The organism is Nocardioides sp. LS1, assembly GCF_003865225.1.
GTDB classification, from domain to species: domain Bacteria; phylum Actinomycetota; class Actinomycetes; order Propionibacteriales; family Nocardioidaceae; genus Nocardioides; species Nocardioides ginsengisegetis.
On record NZ_BIFF01000002.1, the window covers coordinates 342,804 to 358,116 of the forward strand.

Here is a 15,313-nt window from a genome sequence, read left to right on the forward strand (position 1 = left end):
CTCCCTACGCTGGACGTGTGGACGAGCCCGACTCCGGCGTCACCCTTGCGGAGTTGCTGGCTGCATTCTCGCTGGCCACCGACCTCGGCCTGGGCCAGCCCATGGAACACCTGCTGCGGAGCTGGCAGATAGCGTCACGCCTCGGCCGCCGGGTCGGGCTCCCCGACAGCGAGCAGCCGGCGCTCTTCCACACCGCGATGCTTTCGTGGGTCGGCTGCGTGGCCGACGGTCCCGAGGTGACCGCCAGCTTCGGTGACGACATCGCGTTCCGCGCCGACAGCTACGCGGCGGACCTGGGCGGCCTTTCCGGGATGGCGTTCTTCCTCGGTCGTGCCGGCCGGGGCCAGCCACTACCGGGACGCCTGCGGGCCGTCGCGACCCTCGCGGCAACCGGTGGCGGCCGGGTGATGCGAGGCATCCAGGGTCACTGCCTGGTCACCTCCACGCTGTCCGATCAGCTCGGTCTTCCCCCAGAGACGTCCGAGGCGGTCCGGCAGTTCTTCGCGCGCTGGGACGGCCAGGGCGTCCCGCGGGGCGTCCGCGGCGAAGAGATCGCCCTGGTCGTCCGGCTCTTCCACGTCGCCGACGTGGTCGAAGTGCACCACCGGCGCCGTGGTGTCGCGGGGGCCGTGGAGGTCGCACAGGCTCGCTCCGGTAGCCAGTTCGAGCCCGCCCTGGTCGAAGCGTTCTGCTCTGCCGCGGTCGAGCTGCTCCCCGGCCCCGCCGACGAGTACGACGCCCACGAGCTCTTCCTACGGGAGCCGGGTCTGGCCCACCGGCTCAGTGATGACGGCTTCGACGCCGCCCTGGTGGCGCTGGCCGACTTCACCGACCTGCGCTGCCCCACCCGCGCGGGCCACTCCCGCGGGGTGGCGGACCTGTCCGCCGGAGCGGCCCGGCTGCTCAGACTGCCCGCCGTCGAGGTGAGGACGCTCTACCGGGCGGGCCTGGCGCACGACGTCGGTCTGCACGGTGTGCCGAGTGCGATCCTGGACAAGCCGACCCCGCTCACGGCAACCGAGCAGGAGCGGCTGCGCGCCGCGTCGTACTTCACCGAGCGTGTGCTGGCCCGGCCCGCAGCGCTGGCCCGGCTGGGCGCGATCGCTGGACTGGCCCACGAACGGATGGACGGCAGCGGCTACCACCGCGGCGTGGGCGGCCAGGCGATCCCGTTGCCCGGGCGGATCCTGGCGGCCGCGTGCGCCTTCCGCGAGCTGGTCGAGCCCCGGTCCCATCGCCCCGCCCGCACCCTCAAGGAGGCGACCGGCCTGATCCACGGCGAGGTCGCAGCCGGTCGACTCGACCAGGCGGCCGCCGACGCGGTCCTGGCCGCAGCGGGTGCGGGAACGCGGCGACGGGTCGTCGGACCCGCCGGCCTCACGCAGCGCGAGATCGAGGTGCTGGGCCTGATCGCCCATGGCCTCGCCACCGGCGACGTCGCCAGCCGGCTGGGGATCTCACGCAAGACAGCCGGCACCCACATCGAGCGCATCTATGCCAAGACCGGCGCGTCCAGCCGTTCCACCGCGACCCTGTTCGCACTGCGACACGGCCTGCTCGGCGGGCTCGACGACGGCGCTGGTTCCTAGTTCCTCGAGAGCGTGGGCCGAAATTCTCCGGATTCGTAGGGAGTTCGCCCGACGACCTGGCCGCCCGGTGCTCCTAGCGTCGTAGCCGGGACGCCCCAACTGGTGCGTCGAACCTGATCCGAGGAGACAAGCAGCGATGGGCAAAGCAGTGATCAGCCTCAGCACCGGGCTGGAGGATGCGGAGAAGGTGACGGTGGCCTTCCTGGTGGCCGTCGGCGCCGCCGAGACCGGCCGCGAGACCCTGTTCTTCCTGACCAAGGAGGCGGTGCGCCTGGCGCTGCCAGGTGTCGCCACGGGGACGGCCTGCGACGGGTGCCCGCCGCTGACCGAGCTGATGAAGCGGTTCGAGGCGGCGGGTGGCAGCTACTACGTCTGCCCGGTCTGCTTCAACGCCAAGCAGCTCCCGGCGGGCGAGCTCATCTCCGGTGCCGAGCTCAACGGAACCGTCCCGATGTGGAACTGGATCGGCGACGATCCAGCCGTCACGTTCAGCTACTGAAGGCCGGCGACCGATGCGCAGCCCGGCCACCCTGACCCGTGCGATCCATCCGGACGTCGGCGAGGCGCCCTGGCCCGACCACGAGTACGTCCGCGGTTGGGGGGTCTTCGGCCTGCCGTTCGACTCAGGCCACGTGCTGGCGCTCCGGGTGTTCCCCCAGAGCTCCTTCGGTCCGTACCGGACGGTCTGGCACCGGGACCCTGCCGGTCGCTGGTCGATCCACGCCGACGCGCCGCGAGTCGAGCACGCGTGCCCGCGCTACTACGGCCCCGCTTGCGCCCACGTCGGGGCAAGCCGGATCGGCCTCGAGTGGACCGGACCGCGCACCCTGCGTGTCAGGATGGACGAGCCGACACTGGTCTGGACGTTGACCACGGCACGGTCGTCGCTGCTGGCGGTGCTCAACCCGCTCAGCGCCGCGCTGCCGGTCTCCAGCTGGCGACCACGTGCACTGGTGCGGACCCGTGAGCTGTTGGCGCAGGGGCTGGGGATGGGCCGGTTGCAGATGTCCGGCGTGATGCCGAGCGGGCACGCCGGTCTCCTGATGCCCCAACGGATGTACTTCGTCCGCACGTCGAGCGCGGTCCTCGACGGCGTGGACCTGGGCAGTCCCACCCGCCTGGGTGACTGCCCCGAGATCGGGGGCGTGCCGCTGCCGGCCCGCGGGGTGCTGGCCATCGGGCAGGCGTTGTGGCCGATCCGTGATCGCGATGAGTTCGACAACGCTCGGCGGGACGTCCGGGCGACCCCCGGGAGGAGCACCCCATGACCGACAGGCGCACCCTGGACCGGACCGACCTCGAGGCCCGGGTCAAGCAGATGTACGAGGAGGTGGCCCTCGCACCCTGGACGGACTTCCACTTCGAGACCGGGCGTGGCCTCGCAGAGCACCTCGGCTATCCGTCGACCGATCTCGATGCCGTTCCGGAGTCGGCCATCGAGTCCTTCGCCGGCGTCGGCTACTTCCTCGACCTCGCCTCGGTCGGGTCGGGCGACCGGGTCCTCGACCTGGGCAGCGGCTCGGGCATGGACAGCTTCCTGGCCGCCAACGCGTGCGGCCCGACCGGCAGCGTGATCGGCGTCGACATGACTGCGGCCCAGCTCGCCAAGGCGACCCGGCTGGCAGTCGAGGCCGGTTTCGGCCAGGTGGAGTTCCGCGAGGGGTACATCGAGGACCTGCCGGTCGAGGAAGGCGTCGCCGACTGCGTCATCTCCAACGGCGTCATCAATCTCTCGCCGGACAAGCCAGCCGTGTTCCGCGCGGCCGCGGCGGCACTGCGACCCGGGGGCCGGCTTGCGATCGCGGACATCGTCTCGGCCCGGCACCTGCCGCACGGAGTCACCTGCGACGCCTCGCTCTGGGCCGCCTGCATCGGTGGAGCAGCCCAGCGCGACGACTACCTCCGCGCGATCCGGGACGCCGGTTTCGAGATCTCGGTGGTGCGCGAGAACGACTACCGGTTCATCTCCGACCGGGCTCGCGGCGCCACCGCGTCGTACGGAGTGACCAGCATCAGCCTGCTGGCCACGAAGCAGTGAGCCGCCGTCAGGCGGGCGATGCCTCGACCAGGATCACCAGCGTCTCGGGAAGCACCCCGTCGTACTCCATCGCCTCGGCAGCGCCCTCCGCCTGCATCGCGCTCTGGAAGGTCTCCATGTCGGGCACGTCCATGAGGACGGCGACGTGCGTGGGGTTCCGCGGGTCGACGAACGTGCGGATGTTGGTGATGCCGAGGGGCCCGAAGAACTCCTCGCGCTTCGGGGACGCCAGCCAGTGGTCCTGGTCCTTCACGTCGTGGTGACCGAGCAATGTCGGCATCGCTCCTCCTCGGGCGTCCAGGGCCGACCGGGCGTCGAGCCCTGCGACTCGACGCTAACGCCGGGGCCGTCGCGTGCCCATGGCCCAGATGCGCCACGTGTCGCACACCTGTGTCGGCGCCGGGTGTCAGGGTGTCCCCATGACACGGGTCTGCCTCTCGCGCCTGGCGGGCGAGCGGGTGCTGGCCGTCGACCCCGACGGCGAGCTTGAGCTGCCGCTGGCCGACCTCGCGGCGTACGTCGCCGAGCGCGAGTCGGCGGCCGTCGCCCCGCGCTGGGTGTGGGACGACACCGCCCGGTGGTACCCACCCCTCCTGGCGGCCGGGGTCCGCGTCGAGCGCTGCCACGACCTGCGGCTGGGCCACCACCTGCTGCGCCGAGCGCCGGCGGTGGACCGGCAGCTGCTGGTGGGTGACCAGTCGGACCACTGGGACCGGCTCGGGCCGAGCGTGGCGTCCGACCCGGCGCTGTTCTCCATCGACGACACCGCCGAGCACCTCCGCGCGGACCTCGAGGACGCGCGCCAGCTCGCGGCGGTGGCGGCCTCGAGCGAGGCCACGCGACTCGGGCTGCTGCTCGCCGCGGAGTCGTCGGGTGCCCTGGTCGCGGCCGAGATGACCCATGCCGGTGTGCCGTGGCGGGTCGACGTCCACGAGCAGCTGCTCACCGAGCTGCTCGGGCCGCGACCGCCGCGCGGCGCCCGGCCGCAGCTGCTGGAGGCGCAGGCCGCCGAGGTCCGGACGCTCCTCGACGCCCCCGGCCTCAACCCCGACTCCCGCCCCGAGCTGCTGGCGGCGCTGCGCCGGGCCGGGCTCGAGGTCACCGACACCCGAGCCTCGTCGCTGCGCGTGCTCGAGCACCCCGCGATCGAGCCGCTGCTGCGCTACAAGAAGCTCGCCCACCTCTTCTCCACCAACGGCTGGGCGTGGATCGACGAGTGGGTCCGCGACGGCAGGTTCCACCCGTCCTACCAGCCCGCCGGCTCCACCACCGGCCGCTGGTCCTCCAACGGCGGCGGGGCACTGTCGTTCCCGTTGCAGGTGCGTCCGGCCGCGGTGGCCGACGAGGGCTGGGTGTTCGTGGTCGCCGACGTCGCGCAGCTCGAGCCGCGCGTGCTGGCCGGGATGAGCCGGGACCGGGCGCTGGCCCGGTCGGCCCGCGGCACCGACCTCTACCAGGGCATGGTGGACGACGGCGCGGTCACCAGCCGCAAGGACGCCAAGCTCGGCCTGCTCGGCGCGATGTACGGCGCCACCAGCGGCGAGTCCGGCCGGATGGTCGCCGGCCTGACCCGGCGCTACCCCGCGGCGTTCGGCCTCGTCGAGGACGCCGCCCGCGCGGGCGAGCGCGGCCAGGTCGTGCGGACCCTGCTCGGCCGCGGCTCCCCCAGCCTGGGCGACGCCTGGGACCGCGACCCGGACGATCCCCCCGCCGACCCCGACAGCCAGGCCCGCTACCGCCGCGCCTACGGACGCTTCACCCGCAACTTCGTCGTCCAGGGCACCGGCGCGGAGTGGGCGCTGTGCTGGATCGCCGACCTGCGCAACCGGCTCTGGCGGCTGGGCGACAGCGGCCCGCTCGACGCGCGGCCGCACCTCGTGTTCTTCCTGCACGACGAGGTCGTCGTGCACACCCCGGTCGACCTCGCCGAGCGGGTTGCCGCCGAGACCAACGCGGCGGCCGCGACCGCGGCGGGCCTGCTCTTCCGCGACCTCGCGATCGACTTCCCGCTCAACGTCTCGATCGTGCAGTCCTACGCCGACGCAGGCAAGCCGGGCGCCCCCGTCGAGGCCTGACGCAGCCCTAGGCCGGATCGACCTGTCGGGCCACGACCCAGCGGTGCTTGCCGATCTTGCGCTCGCGGGTGAAGCCCGCCTGGTCGTAGGTCGACAGCGCCCCGTGGAACAGGAAGCCGGCCGACACGTCCGCGGCGTCCTCGGGGTAGCCCTCGACCCGGCCGCCGCCATGCTCGGCGATCAGCCGCAGCGCCCCGGCGAGGGCGGCCGTGGCGACACCCTGCCGACGGTGCCCCTTGCCGACGTAGCAGCAGGCGATCCGCCAGTCCGGGAGCTCGACCAGGTCCTTCTCGTAGGACGGCCGGTTCTTGATCTTGGGGACCTCGTCCGGCGCCCCGAACTGGGCCCACCCGACGCAGTCCTCACCCTCGAAGACGAGCGCGGCGTGCGTGGTCCCGTCGAGGACCCGCTGCTTCTTGCGGTCGTGGTTGACCTGCGCCGACGGCGCACAGCCCTCGGGGTGGAAGCCAATGCACCAGCAGCCACCGAAGATCCCGTTGTTGGCCTCCACCAGGGCGGCGAAGGCGGGCCACGTCGACTCGTCGAGCGGCCTCACGTCAAAGCGTCCCTCACTCACGCCGCCGAGTCTGGCACCCGCCACGGACATCCGACGGGCGTTCGCCGGCTATCCCCCGTCACTGTCCTCGAGGGCCGCCGCGAGGGGCTCGAGGTCGGCGACCAGCTGGTCGATCTCGGCCGCGCCGAGGACGTCGTACGCCGGTGCCGCGAGCTCGTCGGTCAGCGCCTCCACCCGCTCCTTGGTCGCGCGGCCGGCGTCGGTGAGCCAGCCGTCGTCGTCGAGGATTCCCCGGGCGCGCAGGCCGTCGATGACCGCGGCAATCTGCCCGGCGGGCAGGTGGTGGACCCGGCCGAACTTCTCTCCCGGGATGCCCACGGACACCGCGTGCAGGACGTGGCACTCGAGCCCGCCGATGCCCTCGGAGACCAGGGCCGCGACGTGGCCGTCGCCCCGGTGCTCGCGGAGCAGGGTGGCCGCGTGCCAGAGCCGGGCGACGGGGTCGTCGGGGATCGGGAGCGTGCGAAGCGCGGCGTACAGCGCCCGCCCCTCGGTGGGCGCACTGGTGCCTGCCCCGGTGAGCAGGTCAGCGGCCCGCACGAGGCCAGGCCCGTCGGCGAGCTCACCGATGCCCTGACGGAGTGCCCGCGCACAGCCCCGCTCGCGCGCGGCGAGCGCGGCCTCGGGAGTGGTGATGTCCCACACGCGCGGAATGTGGCGGGCCACCTCGCCCGGCGCGAAGTTGTAGAAGATCGCGTGCACCACCTCGGCCGGCACCCGACCGAGCGGCGCGGCACGTCCGGCGAAGTAGCCGTCCCAGTAGTTCCGCAGGCCGAGCGCCATGAGCTCCTCGTGCGGCGCATCGGAGAACGTGACCATGCCGATCGGCTCGACGAGCCCGAACATCCGGCGGGCGAGCGCGCCGCGCTCCGTCGTGGTCACCGGGCGCGTCAGTAGTCGCCCTTGATCACGAAGTAGGAGCCGCGGATGGTGCCCGCCAGCTTCGACTTCTGCCGCGCGAACTTGAAGCGGGTCTCGAGCTCCTCCGGCACGTCCATCCCGTCGGAGAGCTTGAACCCGACGGCGCGCTTGCCGCCCTCCTCGAGCGTCCACAGGACGTTGATCGACAGGCCGGACTCGTAGAACACGTAGGCCCACTTGATGCCCTCGACCTCGAACTGCGTCGCCTCGAGCGGCTTCGACGCGATGACGAGGTCTCGCTCGTCGGCGAGGATCCGGTGCACCCACTCCACGACCTCCGTGGCCTCGTCGGCGGGCTCGACGGTGAAGACGTGGGAGTACTTGTTCGCGAAGTAGCGCGCCTCGTTGGCCCGCAATCCGGCCAGCGCGTCGGCCACGGGAGACGACTCCAGCCCGACGGTGGACACGTCCTGGAAGTCGACGACGTACGACATGGAAAACCTCCGGTTCAGGGTTTGTGCCGCCACGCTAGCGCTCGTCGTCCCAGGCGGCGGCGCTGATCCGCCAGCCCTGCGGCGTACGAACGAGCTGCAGGGACTTCATCCCCCGGCCGCCGAAGGACTGCCCGTCCTGCTCCCACTCCTTGGCGTAGCTGCCGAACCAGTGCGCGACGTCGCCGAAGACGTCCGTGCGACCTTCCTCGGCCCACTCGCGGAAGCCGACCAGCGTGCCCCCGGAGAGCAACGCCGCGCGGGGAGCGATGAACGCGTCGACGTCCATCAGCGCCGGTCCGCGGCCGCCGGTGCTGACGATCACCGCCCCCGGCAGGAAGAGGTCCCTCAACGTCTCGAGACGCGCCGCGGTGTCGGGACCGGACGTGAACGCCCCGAAGAACGCGCGTACGACGTCCTCGATCTCGGCCTCGTCGGAACCGGCCATCTCACCCTCGTCAGCGCGCACGACCGCAGCCTAGGTTCCCGACCCGCCGCGGGCGGCCAGCAGTCCCTCCGTCACCGCCTGGATCGTGGGGCTCCGGTTCTGCCGGGTGAGGAGGAAGATCTCGCGCTCGACGCCCTGGACGTCGAAAGGCCGGACGACGACACCGGGCGCGTCGGCGTCGATCACGAGATCGGGGAGCAGGGCGCCCGCGCCCGCCGTCCTGACCATCTCGAGCAGGATGAGGAGGTCGTCGGAGGTGTAGCGGAGGTCGGGCTCGAAGCCGCCGAGCTGGCGGCAGGCGCGCAGGTGCATCTCGTGGTGGCCGGTGCCGGGTTGGCAGGCGGCCCACGGCAGGCCGGACAGGCGCGAGAGCGTGATGTGCCGCGACGACGCCTGGGGATGGTCGGCCGGCAGGACGATGTTGACGGGCTCACGCAGCACCGTGTCCCGCTGGAACTGCGGGTGCAGGACCCGTGGCTGGTCCTGGTACTCGTCGCCGAGCAGGACGTCGAGCTGGTGCAGGCGCAGCGCTGGCACCGACTGCTCGACATCGGCCTCGGTCGCCTCCAGCCGGATGCCCGGGTGCTGTGTGCTGAGCGCGCGGATGGTGGGCGCGACGATCTGCAGGAAGGCCGACTGGAAGGCCGCGATCCGGACCGTCCCGGCGAGCCGGCCGGCCGCCACGGCATCGACCTCGGCCTGCGCGGCCTCGACCCCGTCGAGGAGCAGATCCGCGTGCCGGACCAGGACCTGGCCCGCCTCCGTGAGCCGGACGTTGCGACCGACGCGGGTGAGGAGCGGCGCCCCCGCCTCGCGCTCCAGCACCGCGAGCTGCTGGGAGACCGCGCTGGGTGAGTAGCCCAGCGAGCGGGCCGCGGCGTGCAGCGTGCCCCGCACGTGGACCTCCCGGAGGAGGCGCAGCCGGTGGAGGTCGATCATCCATGAAGAATATCTGAACAGATCGGTGAAGAAAGCCGCGCTGGACCTGAACGGTCAGGGCGCCGAGGATGGTGGCCATGGGACCGATCGCCTGCCTGCTCTCCGCTGTGGGCTTCGGCGTCATGGCCGTCTTCGCGAAGCTCGCGTACGACGACGGGGTCGCCGTCGACGCCCTGCTCCTCGTCCGGTTCGGGCTCGCCGCCGCCGTCCTGGTCACCATCGCCGCCCTCACCGGCCGGTTCCGTGGCCTCGGCCCGCGCGCGATCGTCACCGGCCTCCTGATGGGCGGGGTCGGGTACGTCGCCCAGGCCGGCCTCTACTTCGTCGCCCTCACCCGGATCGACGCCTCGCAGGTCGCCCTGCTCTTCTGCACCTATCCCCTGCTGGTCATGGTGATGTCCGTGGCGACGCGACGGGAGCGCGCGTCGCGGAGGCGGGGCGCGGCGCTGGTGATGGCGTTGACCGGTGTCGCCCTGGTCCTGGGCGGCGCCGCCTCGGGGAGCTTCGGCCTGGTCGGCTCGGCCTGCGCGTTCGGCTCGGCGGTCGTCTACACCGGCTACATCCTCGTCGGGGACCGCGTCGTGGCGACCGACCCGCTGGCCTTCGCCGCCCTGGTGTGCACGGGAGCCTTCGGGACGCTCCTCGGCTGGTCCGCCCTGCACGGCCCTCCCGATCTCGGGTTCGCGGCCCGCGGGTGGCTCTGGCTGGTCCTCATCGCGCTGGTCAGCACGGTCGCCGCGATCATCCTGTTCTTCATCGGCCTCGCCCACGTCGGCCCGACCGTCACCTCGCTGCTGTCGATCGTCGAGCCGGTGGTCACGGTCGGCGGCGCCGCCCTGGTCTTCGGCGAGTCACTGTCGCCGCTGCAGGCGGTCGGCGGCGCCCTGGTGCTGGGCACCGTCGCCCTCGTCCAGTGGCCGGCGCGCACCACGAGTCCCGGCACGAACGAACCATGGACGCCACCCGTCGCCGGTGTCACCGTGGACGTGTGACCCGGACGATCGACGCCGACTACCTCGTCGTCGGGGCTGGCGCCATGGGGATGGCCTTCACCGACGCACTCATCGACCACGCCGACGTACGCGTCGCCCTCATCGACCGGCGCCACGGCGTCAGCGGCCACTGGCTCGAGGCCTACCCCTTCGTCCGGCTGCACCAGGCCTCCGCCTTCTACGGCGTCGCCTCGACCCTGCTGGGCGGCGGCCAGCTGCAGCAGCGCGGGCCCGAGCAGGGCCTCCAGGAGCGCGCCTCCCAGGCCGAGATCTGCGTCTACTACGCGCGGATGCTCGAGCGGTTCGAGGAGTCGGGCAAGGTCGAGTTCTTCCCCAACACCGAGCACCTCGGCGACCGCACGTTCACCTCCCGCATCTCCGGGGAGCACTTCGAGGTGCCCGAGACCTGCCGGGTCGTCGACGCCCGCTATCTGGCGCCCAGCATCCCGGCGGAGAAGCCGCCGCCCTTCGGCGTCGCCGCCGACGCCCGCGTGCTGCCCGTCAACGGCCTCGCCCGCCTCGACGACGCCCCCAGCCAGTACGTCGTCGTCGGCTCCGGCAAGACCGCGACCGACGCCTGCATCTGGCTGCTCGCGCACGGCGTCGACCCCGACGCGATCTGCTGGGTGCGGTCCCGCGAGCCGTGGATGATGAACCGGGCCGTGGTCCAGCCTGATCCCGCGATCTTCACCGCCATGGCCGCCGACACGATGCAGGCCGCCACCGAGGCCGCGTCGCTCGAGGACCTGTTCCTCCGGCTCGAGGAGCTCGGGATCATGCTGCGCATCGACCGCACGGTGCTGCCGACGATGGCCAAGGCGCCCACGCTCGCCACGTGGGAGCTCGACCAGCTCCGGACGATCGAGAACGTCGTACGCCACGGGCACCTCGACGCCGTCGAGCGCGGCAAGCTCACGTTCGCCGACACCTCGGTCGGCGTCGCGCACGACGCCCTGGTCGTGCACTGCGCGGCGGACGGCCTGAAGTACCCCCCGCTCGTCCCGGTGTGGCGTCCGCAGGGCATCACGCTGCAGGCGATCCGGGCCGGCTTCCCGTGCTTCGGCGCGGCCCTCATCGGCTACGTCGAGGCGACCCGCCACGACGACGACGAGAAGAACCGCCTGTGCCCGCCCACGGGCTACGGCAACTCGATGGCCGACTGGGCGCGGATGAACCTGCGGGGCACCCAGGCGGTGATGTCCTTCTCCTCCGAGCCCGACATCAAGGCGTGGGCCGACCGGGTGCCGCTCAACCCGGCGCGGACCCCGCCCGACCACCCGGGATCGCCGGCGCTGGATGACGCCCGGGCGCGTCTGACAGCGCACGTGCGTCCCGCCCTGGCGCGACTGGCCGAGCTGTCCGCGTAGTCAGGAGGTCACCTCGAAGGTGCAGGCGGCCACCTGGTCCTCGTCGACGTGGGGTGCGCGCCTGACCGGGACCGTGACGACGAGGGCCTGGTGCACGGTCCCCTCGACGTGCGCACTGCCGCTGCCCGAGCCGACCGGTCGGGACGTGTTCTCGTCGGCGTACGCCGTGACGGTGACGGTCACCGTCTGACTCCCGGACGCCGTGCCGTCGATCGTGAGCTGGCACCGGACGATTTCCTGCTGGTCGTCGTACGCGCACGTCGGGTGCCCCTCGCTGCCGCCCCAGGTGACCGTGAGGCCGGTGGGTCCGGCGTCGTCGGCGCCGTTGCGGTGCAGGGCGATCCCGGCCACGACGGCCGCGACCAGCACGACGCCGACGGTGATGGCGACGCGACGGGTCATGCCCCTGAATGTAGGGGTGACCCTGCGCCTAGTTGTGGATAGTGAGGTGACGCGTCGCCACCTTGTTCCCGCCCACGAACCAGTTGATGGTGTGCACGCCGATCTTGTTGGACGTGATCGTGTTGATCGCCACCTTGCCCTTCGGGGCATCCTGATGGCTCGCGCAGAGCTTCTTGCCCTGGGGGAAGATGACGCAGACCTTGTAGGTCACGTGGGCGTCCACGCTCTTGAAGAAGAGACCCTTGACGCCCTCCTTGGGACAGCTGCTCGAGTGCTTGGACCCGGGGTGCTCGTCGCACGCGGTCCACGTGCGGTAGGTGTTGGCCTTGGCCAGATCGGCGGGCCGCGCGCCGGCCGACGTGGCGCCCGGGAGCGTGGCGAGCACGGCCAGGGCGACAACCAGTGCGAACCGCCTCATCGACGACACCTCCTCGCTGTCGGATGACCTGCTCAGGCTATGCCCGTCGCCGCCGTCGCTGATCCACCAGATTGGTGACCGTTGCGACCGTTGGCGGATTCAAACGGCTGTTGCAACGAGCCCGTCGTTGAGGGCTTGGCCGGGAGTCTGCCAGTTCAGGGTCTGTCGGGGCCGGGTGTTGAGGCGTAGGGCGACGTCGTCGCAGTCGGTCTGGGTCAGGCCACGCAGGTCGGCGCCCTTGGGCCAGTACTGACGTAGCAGTCCGTTGGTGTTCTCGTTGGTGCCGCGTTGCCAGGGTGACTGGGGGTCGCAGAAGTAGATCTGCAGGCCGGTGTCGATCTTGAACTGGGCGTGCTGGGCCATCTCGCTGCCGCGGTCCCAGGTGATCGACTTGCGCAGCTCCAGGGGCAGGGTGGCGATCATCTCGGCCAGGCTCAGGCGGGCGAGTTCGGCGGTGTGCCGGCCCGGCAGCGGGGCGAGCAGCACGTAGCGGCTGGAGCGTTCGACCAGGGTGATAACCGCGCCCTTGCCGGTGCCACCGAGGAGCAGGTCTCCCTCCCAGTGGCCGGGGACGGCCCGGTCTGCGACCTCGGCTGGTCGGGCCCGGATGGTGATGTCATCGGTGATGCCCAGGGTGACGCGTTTCGCGCCGCCGGTCTGGGTCTTGCGGCGGGTCCGGCGGCTGCGCAGGTGGGCGGTGAGCTCGCGTTTGAGCTCGCCCTTGGTCTGGACGAACAGGGACTGGTAGATCGTCTCGTGGCTCACGCGCATGTCCGGGTCGTGGGGGAACATCACCGGCAGCATCGCCGCGATCTGCTCCGGGGACCAGTCCGCACGCAACAACTCCCACACCTGCTCGCGCAGCGGCGCGTGGTCCAGCCGCCGCGCCTTGGGCCTTCGGGCCTTGATCGTGGCGAAGCGGTGGGCCCGCTCGGCGTCGTAGGGACGTTGGTAACCCTGGCCGCCCGAGCGGGCGGTGCGTCCCTTGGGCGAACGTGTCCCCGGAGCAGAGAAGCTCCGCGCCAGCTCCCTGCTCACCGTGGACGGCGACTTCCCGATGATCGAGGCGATCTGTCCCTGCGAAAGACCGATCCGGTAACCCCGTTCAATCGTCCGACGCTGCTCCACCGTCAACCGTGCTCCAGGCATGCGCTGCAACCTCTACTCAATCGGAAGGGCTTGCAACAACCGATTGAGTTCACGGTTCGGGACGTCGGTGACAGGGGACCTTGCATTCGAACGTCTGTTCGTTTAAAATGCAGCATGGCCCTGGACTCGGCACCCGACCTCGACGCAGGCGACACGCTCGCCCTGCTCGGGGACGCGGCCGCGCGGCGCCGTCGGGCCGAGGTCGAGGACCTGCTGCTGGTGCTGCACTGGTGCGACCTGCATGCCTCCGACCCCCGCGACGACCCGCGACCGGACCCCTCGGTCCCGCTGCCGCCGGGCTCGGACCGTTTGGTGGATCTCGGTGGTGAGGGCACCCCGCGGGTCCGGGAGCTGTCCCTGTGCGAGCTCGGCATCGCCCGCGGCGTCCACACCCTCTCCGCCCGGGCGGCCGCGGCCGACGCCCTGGACCTGCGGCACCGACTGCCCCAGACCTGGACGGCCACCCGCACCGGCCGCGCCGAGCCCTGGCTGGCCCGCAAGGTCGCGGCCATGACCCGCGACCTGCCCCTGGCCCTCGTCGACGTGGTCGACCAGGCCGTGGCACGGGCCATCGGGTCCCAGTCCCCCGCGAGGGTGATCGCCCTGGTCGAGGCCAAGATCATCGAGGCCGACCCCGACGCCCACGCCATCCGCCTCGAGGAAGCCCGCCACCGCCGCTTCGTGTCCCTGTCGCGGACCGACGCGGTCGGCCTGCGGCACGTCATCGCCCGCGTCAACGCCGGCGACGCCGCCTACGTCGACGCCGTCGTCACCCGGGTCGCCGACATCCTCGCCACCCGCCCCGAGCACGCCGACGCACCCCGCGACCTGCTCCGCTCGCTGGCCTTCGGCTGGCTCGCCCGGCCCGCCGAGCTCCTCCAACTGCTCCTCGAACACACCGACCCCGACCCAGAGGACGATGAGAACGAGACCCAGCCGGTCCCGCGGGCCCACGCGTTCCCCGCCGACCTCCTCGACGCCCTGAAGTCCGCCAAGCCCGAGACCTTCCGGCCACAGGCGATCCTCTACGTCCACCTCCACGAAGCTGCCCTCACCGGCACTGCCAACGGTGTTGCGCGAGTCGAAGGCATCGGCCCGGTCGCCCTCAGCCAGCTGACCGAGCTCCTGGCCCACACCAACCTGGTGATCAAGCCGGTCATCGACCTCAAGCAGCTCATCTCGAGCTGCGCCTACGAGCACCCCGAGGCGATCAAGGAACGCATCCACCTCCGACAGCCCGTCGACTGCTTCCCCCACGCCACGCGCGTCTCGAGGAAGGTCGATCTCGACCATCCGGTGCCCTACCGGCCGACCGGACCACCGGGACAGACCAGCAGCCACACCGGCCGACCACTCTCCCGGACCGCACACCGAGCCAAGACCCACCTCGGCTACCGCGTCGCCATCACCCCCACCGGCGAGACCATCTGGCGCACCCCCCACGGACTGCACCGCCTCGTCGACGCCGCCGGCACCCACGACATCACCGAGTCCGACGCCCACGCTTGGCTCAGCCCCGATTCCCTCGACCGCGCCCTGGTCCGTCTCCAGCACCAGTTCGACACCGGACAACTCCCCCGGAGTACGGATCGCGTCACGAACAGATGAAGGGCGGTCTCGACCGCGACGTCCGGTGGAAGATCACCTCCCCGGCCGAGGAGCTGAAGGTCGCCATGGTGTGGGACTGGAACGTCAGCCGGCCCGCCTGAAAAGGGTTCCCCCATCCCTGCGGCGGGTTGCCGTTGCCATCGTTCAGCTCCCGCTCGGCATGCCAGTAGGTGCCGCGGATCCTCGCCCAGGCGATGCCGCAGTGCGTGTAGAGGTCATACGGCGCACCCTCAGCCGAAGCAGCCGTCCCGCCCCCGCGCCGGTCAGACCCTCCGCAACCGCTCAGGAGGCTGGCCAAGAGCACGGCGATGGCACCCAGAACGGTCAGCGACTTCATGGCCTGTCGGACGATAGCGGCC

Annotated in this window: 18 protein-coding genes; 8 read left to right on the forward strand and 10 right to left on the reverse strand. The window is 71.7% G+C overall.

The window, feature by feature from the left end:
- Positions 1-17: 17 nt before the first annotated feature.
- The 4 genes from EJF31_RS06435 (at position 18) to EJF31_RS06450 (ending at position 3,627) form a co-directional block, all read left to right on the forward strand.
- Positions 18-1,589 carry an HD domain-containing phosphohydrolase gene (locus EJF31_RS06435; RefSeq protein ID WP_260430666.1) on the forward strand — a complete coding sequence of 524 codons (1,572 nt, stop codon included), beginning with the start codon at positions 18-20 and terminating at the stop codon, positions 1,587-1,589.
- A gap of 136 nt (positions 1,590-1,725) precedes the next feature.
- Positions 1,726-2,088 (forward strand): DsrE family protein, encoded by a 363-nt coding sequence (locus EJF31_RS06440; protein WP_125036291.1) that lies wholly within the window; start codon positions 1,726-1,728, stop codon positions 2,086-2,088.
- A 13-nt stretch (positions 2,089-2,101) separates the two neighbouring features.
- On the forward strand, positions 2,102-2,857 hold the full coding sequence (locus EJF31_RS06445; RefSeq protein WP_221767481.1) for a hypothetical protein: 756 nt from the start codon (positions 2,102-2,104) through the stop codon (positions 2,855-2,857).
- Entirely contained in the window at positions 2,854-3,627 is a 774-nt protein-coding gene (locus EJF31_RS06450; RefSeq protein ID WP_185736158.1) for a methyltransferase domain-containing protein, read from the forward strand. Before EJF31_RS06445 ends, EJF31_RS06450 begins: the two co-directional genes overlap by 4 nt.
- A 7-nt stretch (positions 3,628-3,634) precedes the next feature.
- Here EJF31_RS06450 and EJF31_RS06455 read toward each other — a convergent pair whose 3' ends face one another.
- Positions 3,635-3,907 carry a hypothetical protein gene (locus tag EJF31_RS06455; RefSeq protein WP_125036292.1) on the reverse strand — a complete coding sequence of 91 codons (273 nt, stop codon included), beginning with the start codon at positions 3,905-3,907 and terminating at the stop codon, positions 3,635-3,637.
- A 139-nt stretch (positions 3,908-4,046) separates the two neighbouring features.
- Here EJF31_RS06455 and EJF31_RS06460 point away from each other — a divergent pair, with 139 nt between their 5' ends.
- A complete protein-coding gene (locus EJF31_RS06460) occupies positions 4,047-5,702 on the forward strand; it encodes a bifunctional 3'-5' exonuclease/DNA polymerase (protein WP_125036293.1) in 1,656 nt (551 codons plus the stop codon).
- Positions 5,703-5,709: 7 nt separating this feature from the next.
- Here the strand turns inward: EJF31_RS06460 and EJF31_RS06465 are convergent, their stop codons facing one another.
- The 5 genes from EJF31_RS06465 to EJF31_RS06485 are packed head-to-tail and all read right to left on the reverse strand — an operon-like array spanning position 5,710 to position 9,018.
- A complete protein-coding gene (locus EJF31_RS06465) occupies positions 5,710-6,279 on the reverse strand; it encodes a GNAT family N-acetyltransferase (protein ID WP_260430667.1) in 570 nt (189 codons plus the stop codon).
- 48 nt (positions 6,280-6,327) lie between these two features.
- Positions 6,328-7,161: a MarR family transcriptional regulator gene (locus EJF31_RS06470; RefSeq protein ID WP_260430668.1), complete on the reverse strand. Its 834-nt coding sequence runs from the start codon at positions 7,159-7,161 to the stop codon at positions 6,328-6,330.
- Positions 7,162-7,169: 8 nt separating this feature from the next.
- The gene (locus tag EJF31_RS06475) at positions 7,170-7,634 is read right to left on the reverse strand and encodes a phage tail protein (protein WP_125036295.1); all 465 of its coding nucleotides are present in this window, start codon (positions 7,632-7,634) and stop codon (positions 7,170-7,172) included.
- 34 nt (positions 7,635-7,668) lie between these two features.
- A complete protein-coding gene (locus EJF31_RS06480) occupies positions 7,669-8,100 on the reverse strand; it encodes a nuclear transport factor 2 family protein (protein WP_260430669.1) in 432 nt (143 codons plus the stop codon).
- A 9-nt stretch (positions 8,101-8,109) separates the two neighbouring features.
- Positions 8,110-9,018 (reverse strand): LysR family transcriptional regulator, encoded by a 909-nt coding sequence (locus EJF31_RS06485; protein ID WP_125036296.1) that lies wholly within the window; start codon positions 9,016-9,018, stop codon positions 8,110-8,112.
- A 77-nt stretch (positions 9,019-9,095) separates the two neighbouring features.
- Between EJF31_RS06485 and EJF31_RS06490 the strand changes: the two genes are divergently transcribed.
- Positions 9,096-10,010: a DMT family transporter gene (locus EJF31_RS06490; RefSeq protein ID WP_125036297.1), complete on the forward strand. Its 915-nt coding sequence runs from the start codon at positions 9,096-9,098 to the stop codon at positions 10,008-10,010.
- Positions 10,007-11,377, forward strand: a complete 1,371-nt coding sequence (locus EJF31_RS06495) for an NAD(P)-binding protein (RefSeq protein WP_185736159.1) — start codon at positions 10,007-10,009, stop codon at positions 11,375-11,377. Before EJF31_RS06490 ends, EJF31_RS06495 begins: the two co-directional genes overlap by 4 nt.
- On the opposite strand, the gene EJF31_RS06500 is transcribed toward EJF31_RS06495, so the two are convergent.
- The 3 genes from EJF31_RS06500 to EJF31_RS06510 all read right to left on the reverse strand — a co-directional run bounded on the left by EJF31_RS06500 (position 11,378) and on the right by EJF31_RS06510 (position 13,346).
- Positions 11,378-11,779, reverse strand: coding sequence for a hypothetical protein (locus EJF31_RS06500; RefSeq protein WP_125036299.1), 402 nt, complete (start codon positions 11,777-11,779; stop codon positions 11,378-11,380).
- Positions 11,780-11,807: 28 nt separating this feature from the next.
- Complete coding sequence (locus tag EJF31_RS06505; RefSeq protein WP_125036300.1) at positions 11,808-12,197, reverse strand: hypothetical protein; 390 nt, start codon at positions 12,195-12,197, stop codon at positions 11,808-11,810.
- A 99-nt stretch (positions 12,198-12,296) separates the two neighbouring features.
- Positions 12,297-13,346, reverse strand: a complete 1,050-nt coding sequence (locus EJF31_RS06510; protein WP_125036301.1) for an IS30 family transposase — start codon at positions 13,344-13,346, stop codon at positions 12,297-12,299.
- A 114-nt stretch (positions 13,347-13,460) separates the two neighbouring features.
- Between EJF31_RS06510 and EJF31_RS06515 the strand changes: the two genes are divergently transcribed.
- On the forward strand, positions 13,461-14,954 hold the full coding sequence (locus EJF31_RS06515) for a DUF222 domain-containing protein (protein WP_125036302.1): 1,494 nt from the start codon (positions 13,461-13,463) through the stop codon (positions 14,952-14,954).
- Here the strand turns inward: EJF31_RS06515 and EJF31_RS06520 are convergent.
- On the reverse strand, positions 14,941-15,291 hold the full coding sequence (locus EJF31_RS06520) for a hypothetical protein (RefSeq protein ID WP_125036303.1): 351 nt from the start codon (positions 15,289-15,291) through the stop codon (positions 14,941-14,943). The two genes, EJF31_RS06515 and EJF31_RS06520, sit on opposite strands and share 14 nt — an antisense overlap.
- Between the last annotated feature and the right edge of the window lie 22 nt (positions 15,292-15,313).

What these genes read in the sequence shown, in the direction of transcription:
- EJF31_RS06440 (WP_125036291.1), top strand. Translation starts at nt 1,726, where the DNA reads ATGGGCAAAGCAGTGATCAGCCTCAGCACCGGGCTGGAGGATGCGGAG.
- EJF31_RS06445 (WP_221767481.1), top strand. Translation starts at nt 2,102, where the DNA reads ATGCGCAGCCCGGCCACCCTGACCCGTGCGATCCATCCGGACGTCGGC.
- EJF31_RS06450 (WP_185736158.1), top strand. Translation starts at nt 2,854, where the DNA reads ATGACCGACAGGCGCACCCTGGACCGGACCGACCTCGAGGCCCGGGTC.
- EJF31_RS06455 (WP_125036292.1), bottom strand. Translation starts at nt 3,907, where the DNA reads ATGCCGACATTGCTCGGTCACCACGACGTGAAGGACCAGGACCACTGG.
- EJF31_RS06460 (WP_125036293.1), top strand. Translation starts at nt 4,047, where the DNA reads ATGACACGGGTCTGCCTCTCGCGCCTGGCGGGCGAGCGGGTGCTGGCC.
- EJF31_RS06475 (WP_125036295.1), bottom strand. Translation starts at nt 7,634, where the DNA reads ATGTCGTACGTCGTCGACTTCCAGGACGTGTCCACCGTCGGGCTGGAG.
- EJF31_RS06485 (WP_125036296.1), bottom strand. Translation starts at nt 9,018, where the DNA reads ATGATCGACCTCCACCGGCTGCGCCTCCTCCGGGAGGTCCACGTGCGG.
- EJF31_RS06490 (WP_125036297.1), top strand. Translation starts at nt 9,096, where the DNA reads ATGGGACCGATCGCCTGCCTGCTCTCCGCTGTGGGCTTCGGCGTCATG.
- EJF31_RS06500 (WP_125036299.1), bottom strand. Translation starts at nt 11,779, where the DNA reads ATGACCCGTCGCGTCGCCATCACCGTCGGCGTCGTGCTGGTCGCGGCC.
- EJF31_RS06505 (WP_125036300.1), bottom strand. Translation starts at nt 12,197, where the DNA reads ATGAGGCGGTTCGCACTGGTTGTCGCCCTGGCCGTGCTCGCCACGCTC.
- EJF31_RS06510 (WP_125036301.1), bottom strand. Translation starts at nt 13,346, where the DNA reads ATGCCTGGAGCACGGTTGACGGTGGAGCAGCGTCGGACGATTGAACGG.
- EJF31_RS06515 (WP_125036302.1), top strand. Translation starts at nt 13,461, where the DNA reads ATGGCCCTGGACTCGGCACCCGACCTCGACGCAGGCGACACGCTCGCC.
- EJF31_RS06520 (WP_125036303.1), bottom strand. Translation starts at nt 15,291, where the DNA reads ATGAAGTCGCTGACCGTTCTGGGTGCCATCGCCGTGCTCTTGGCCAGC.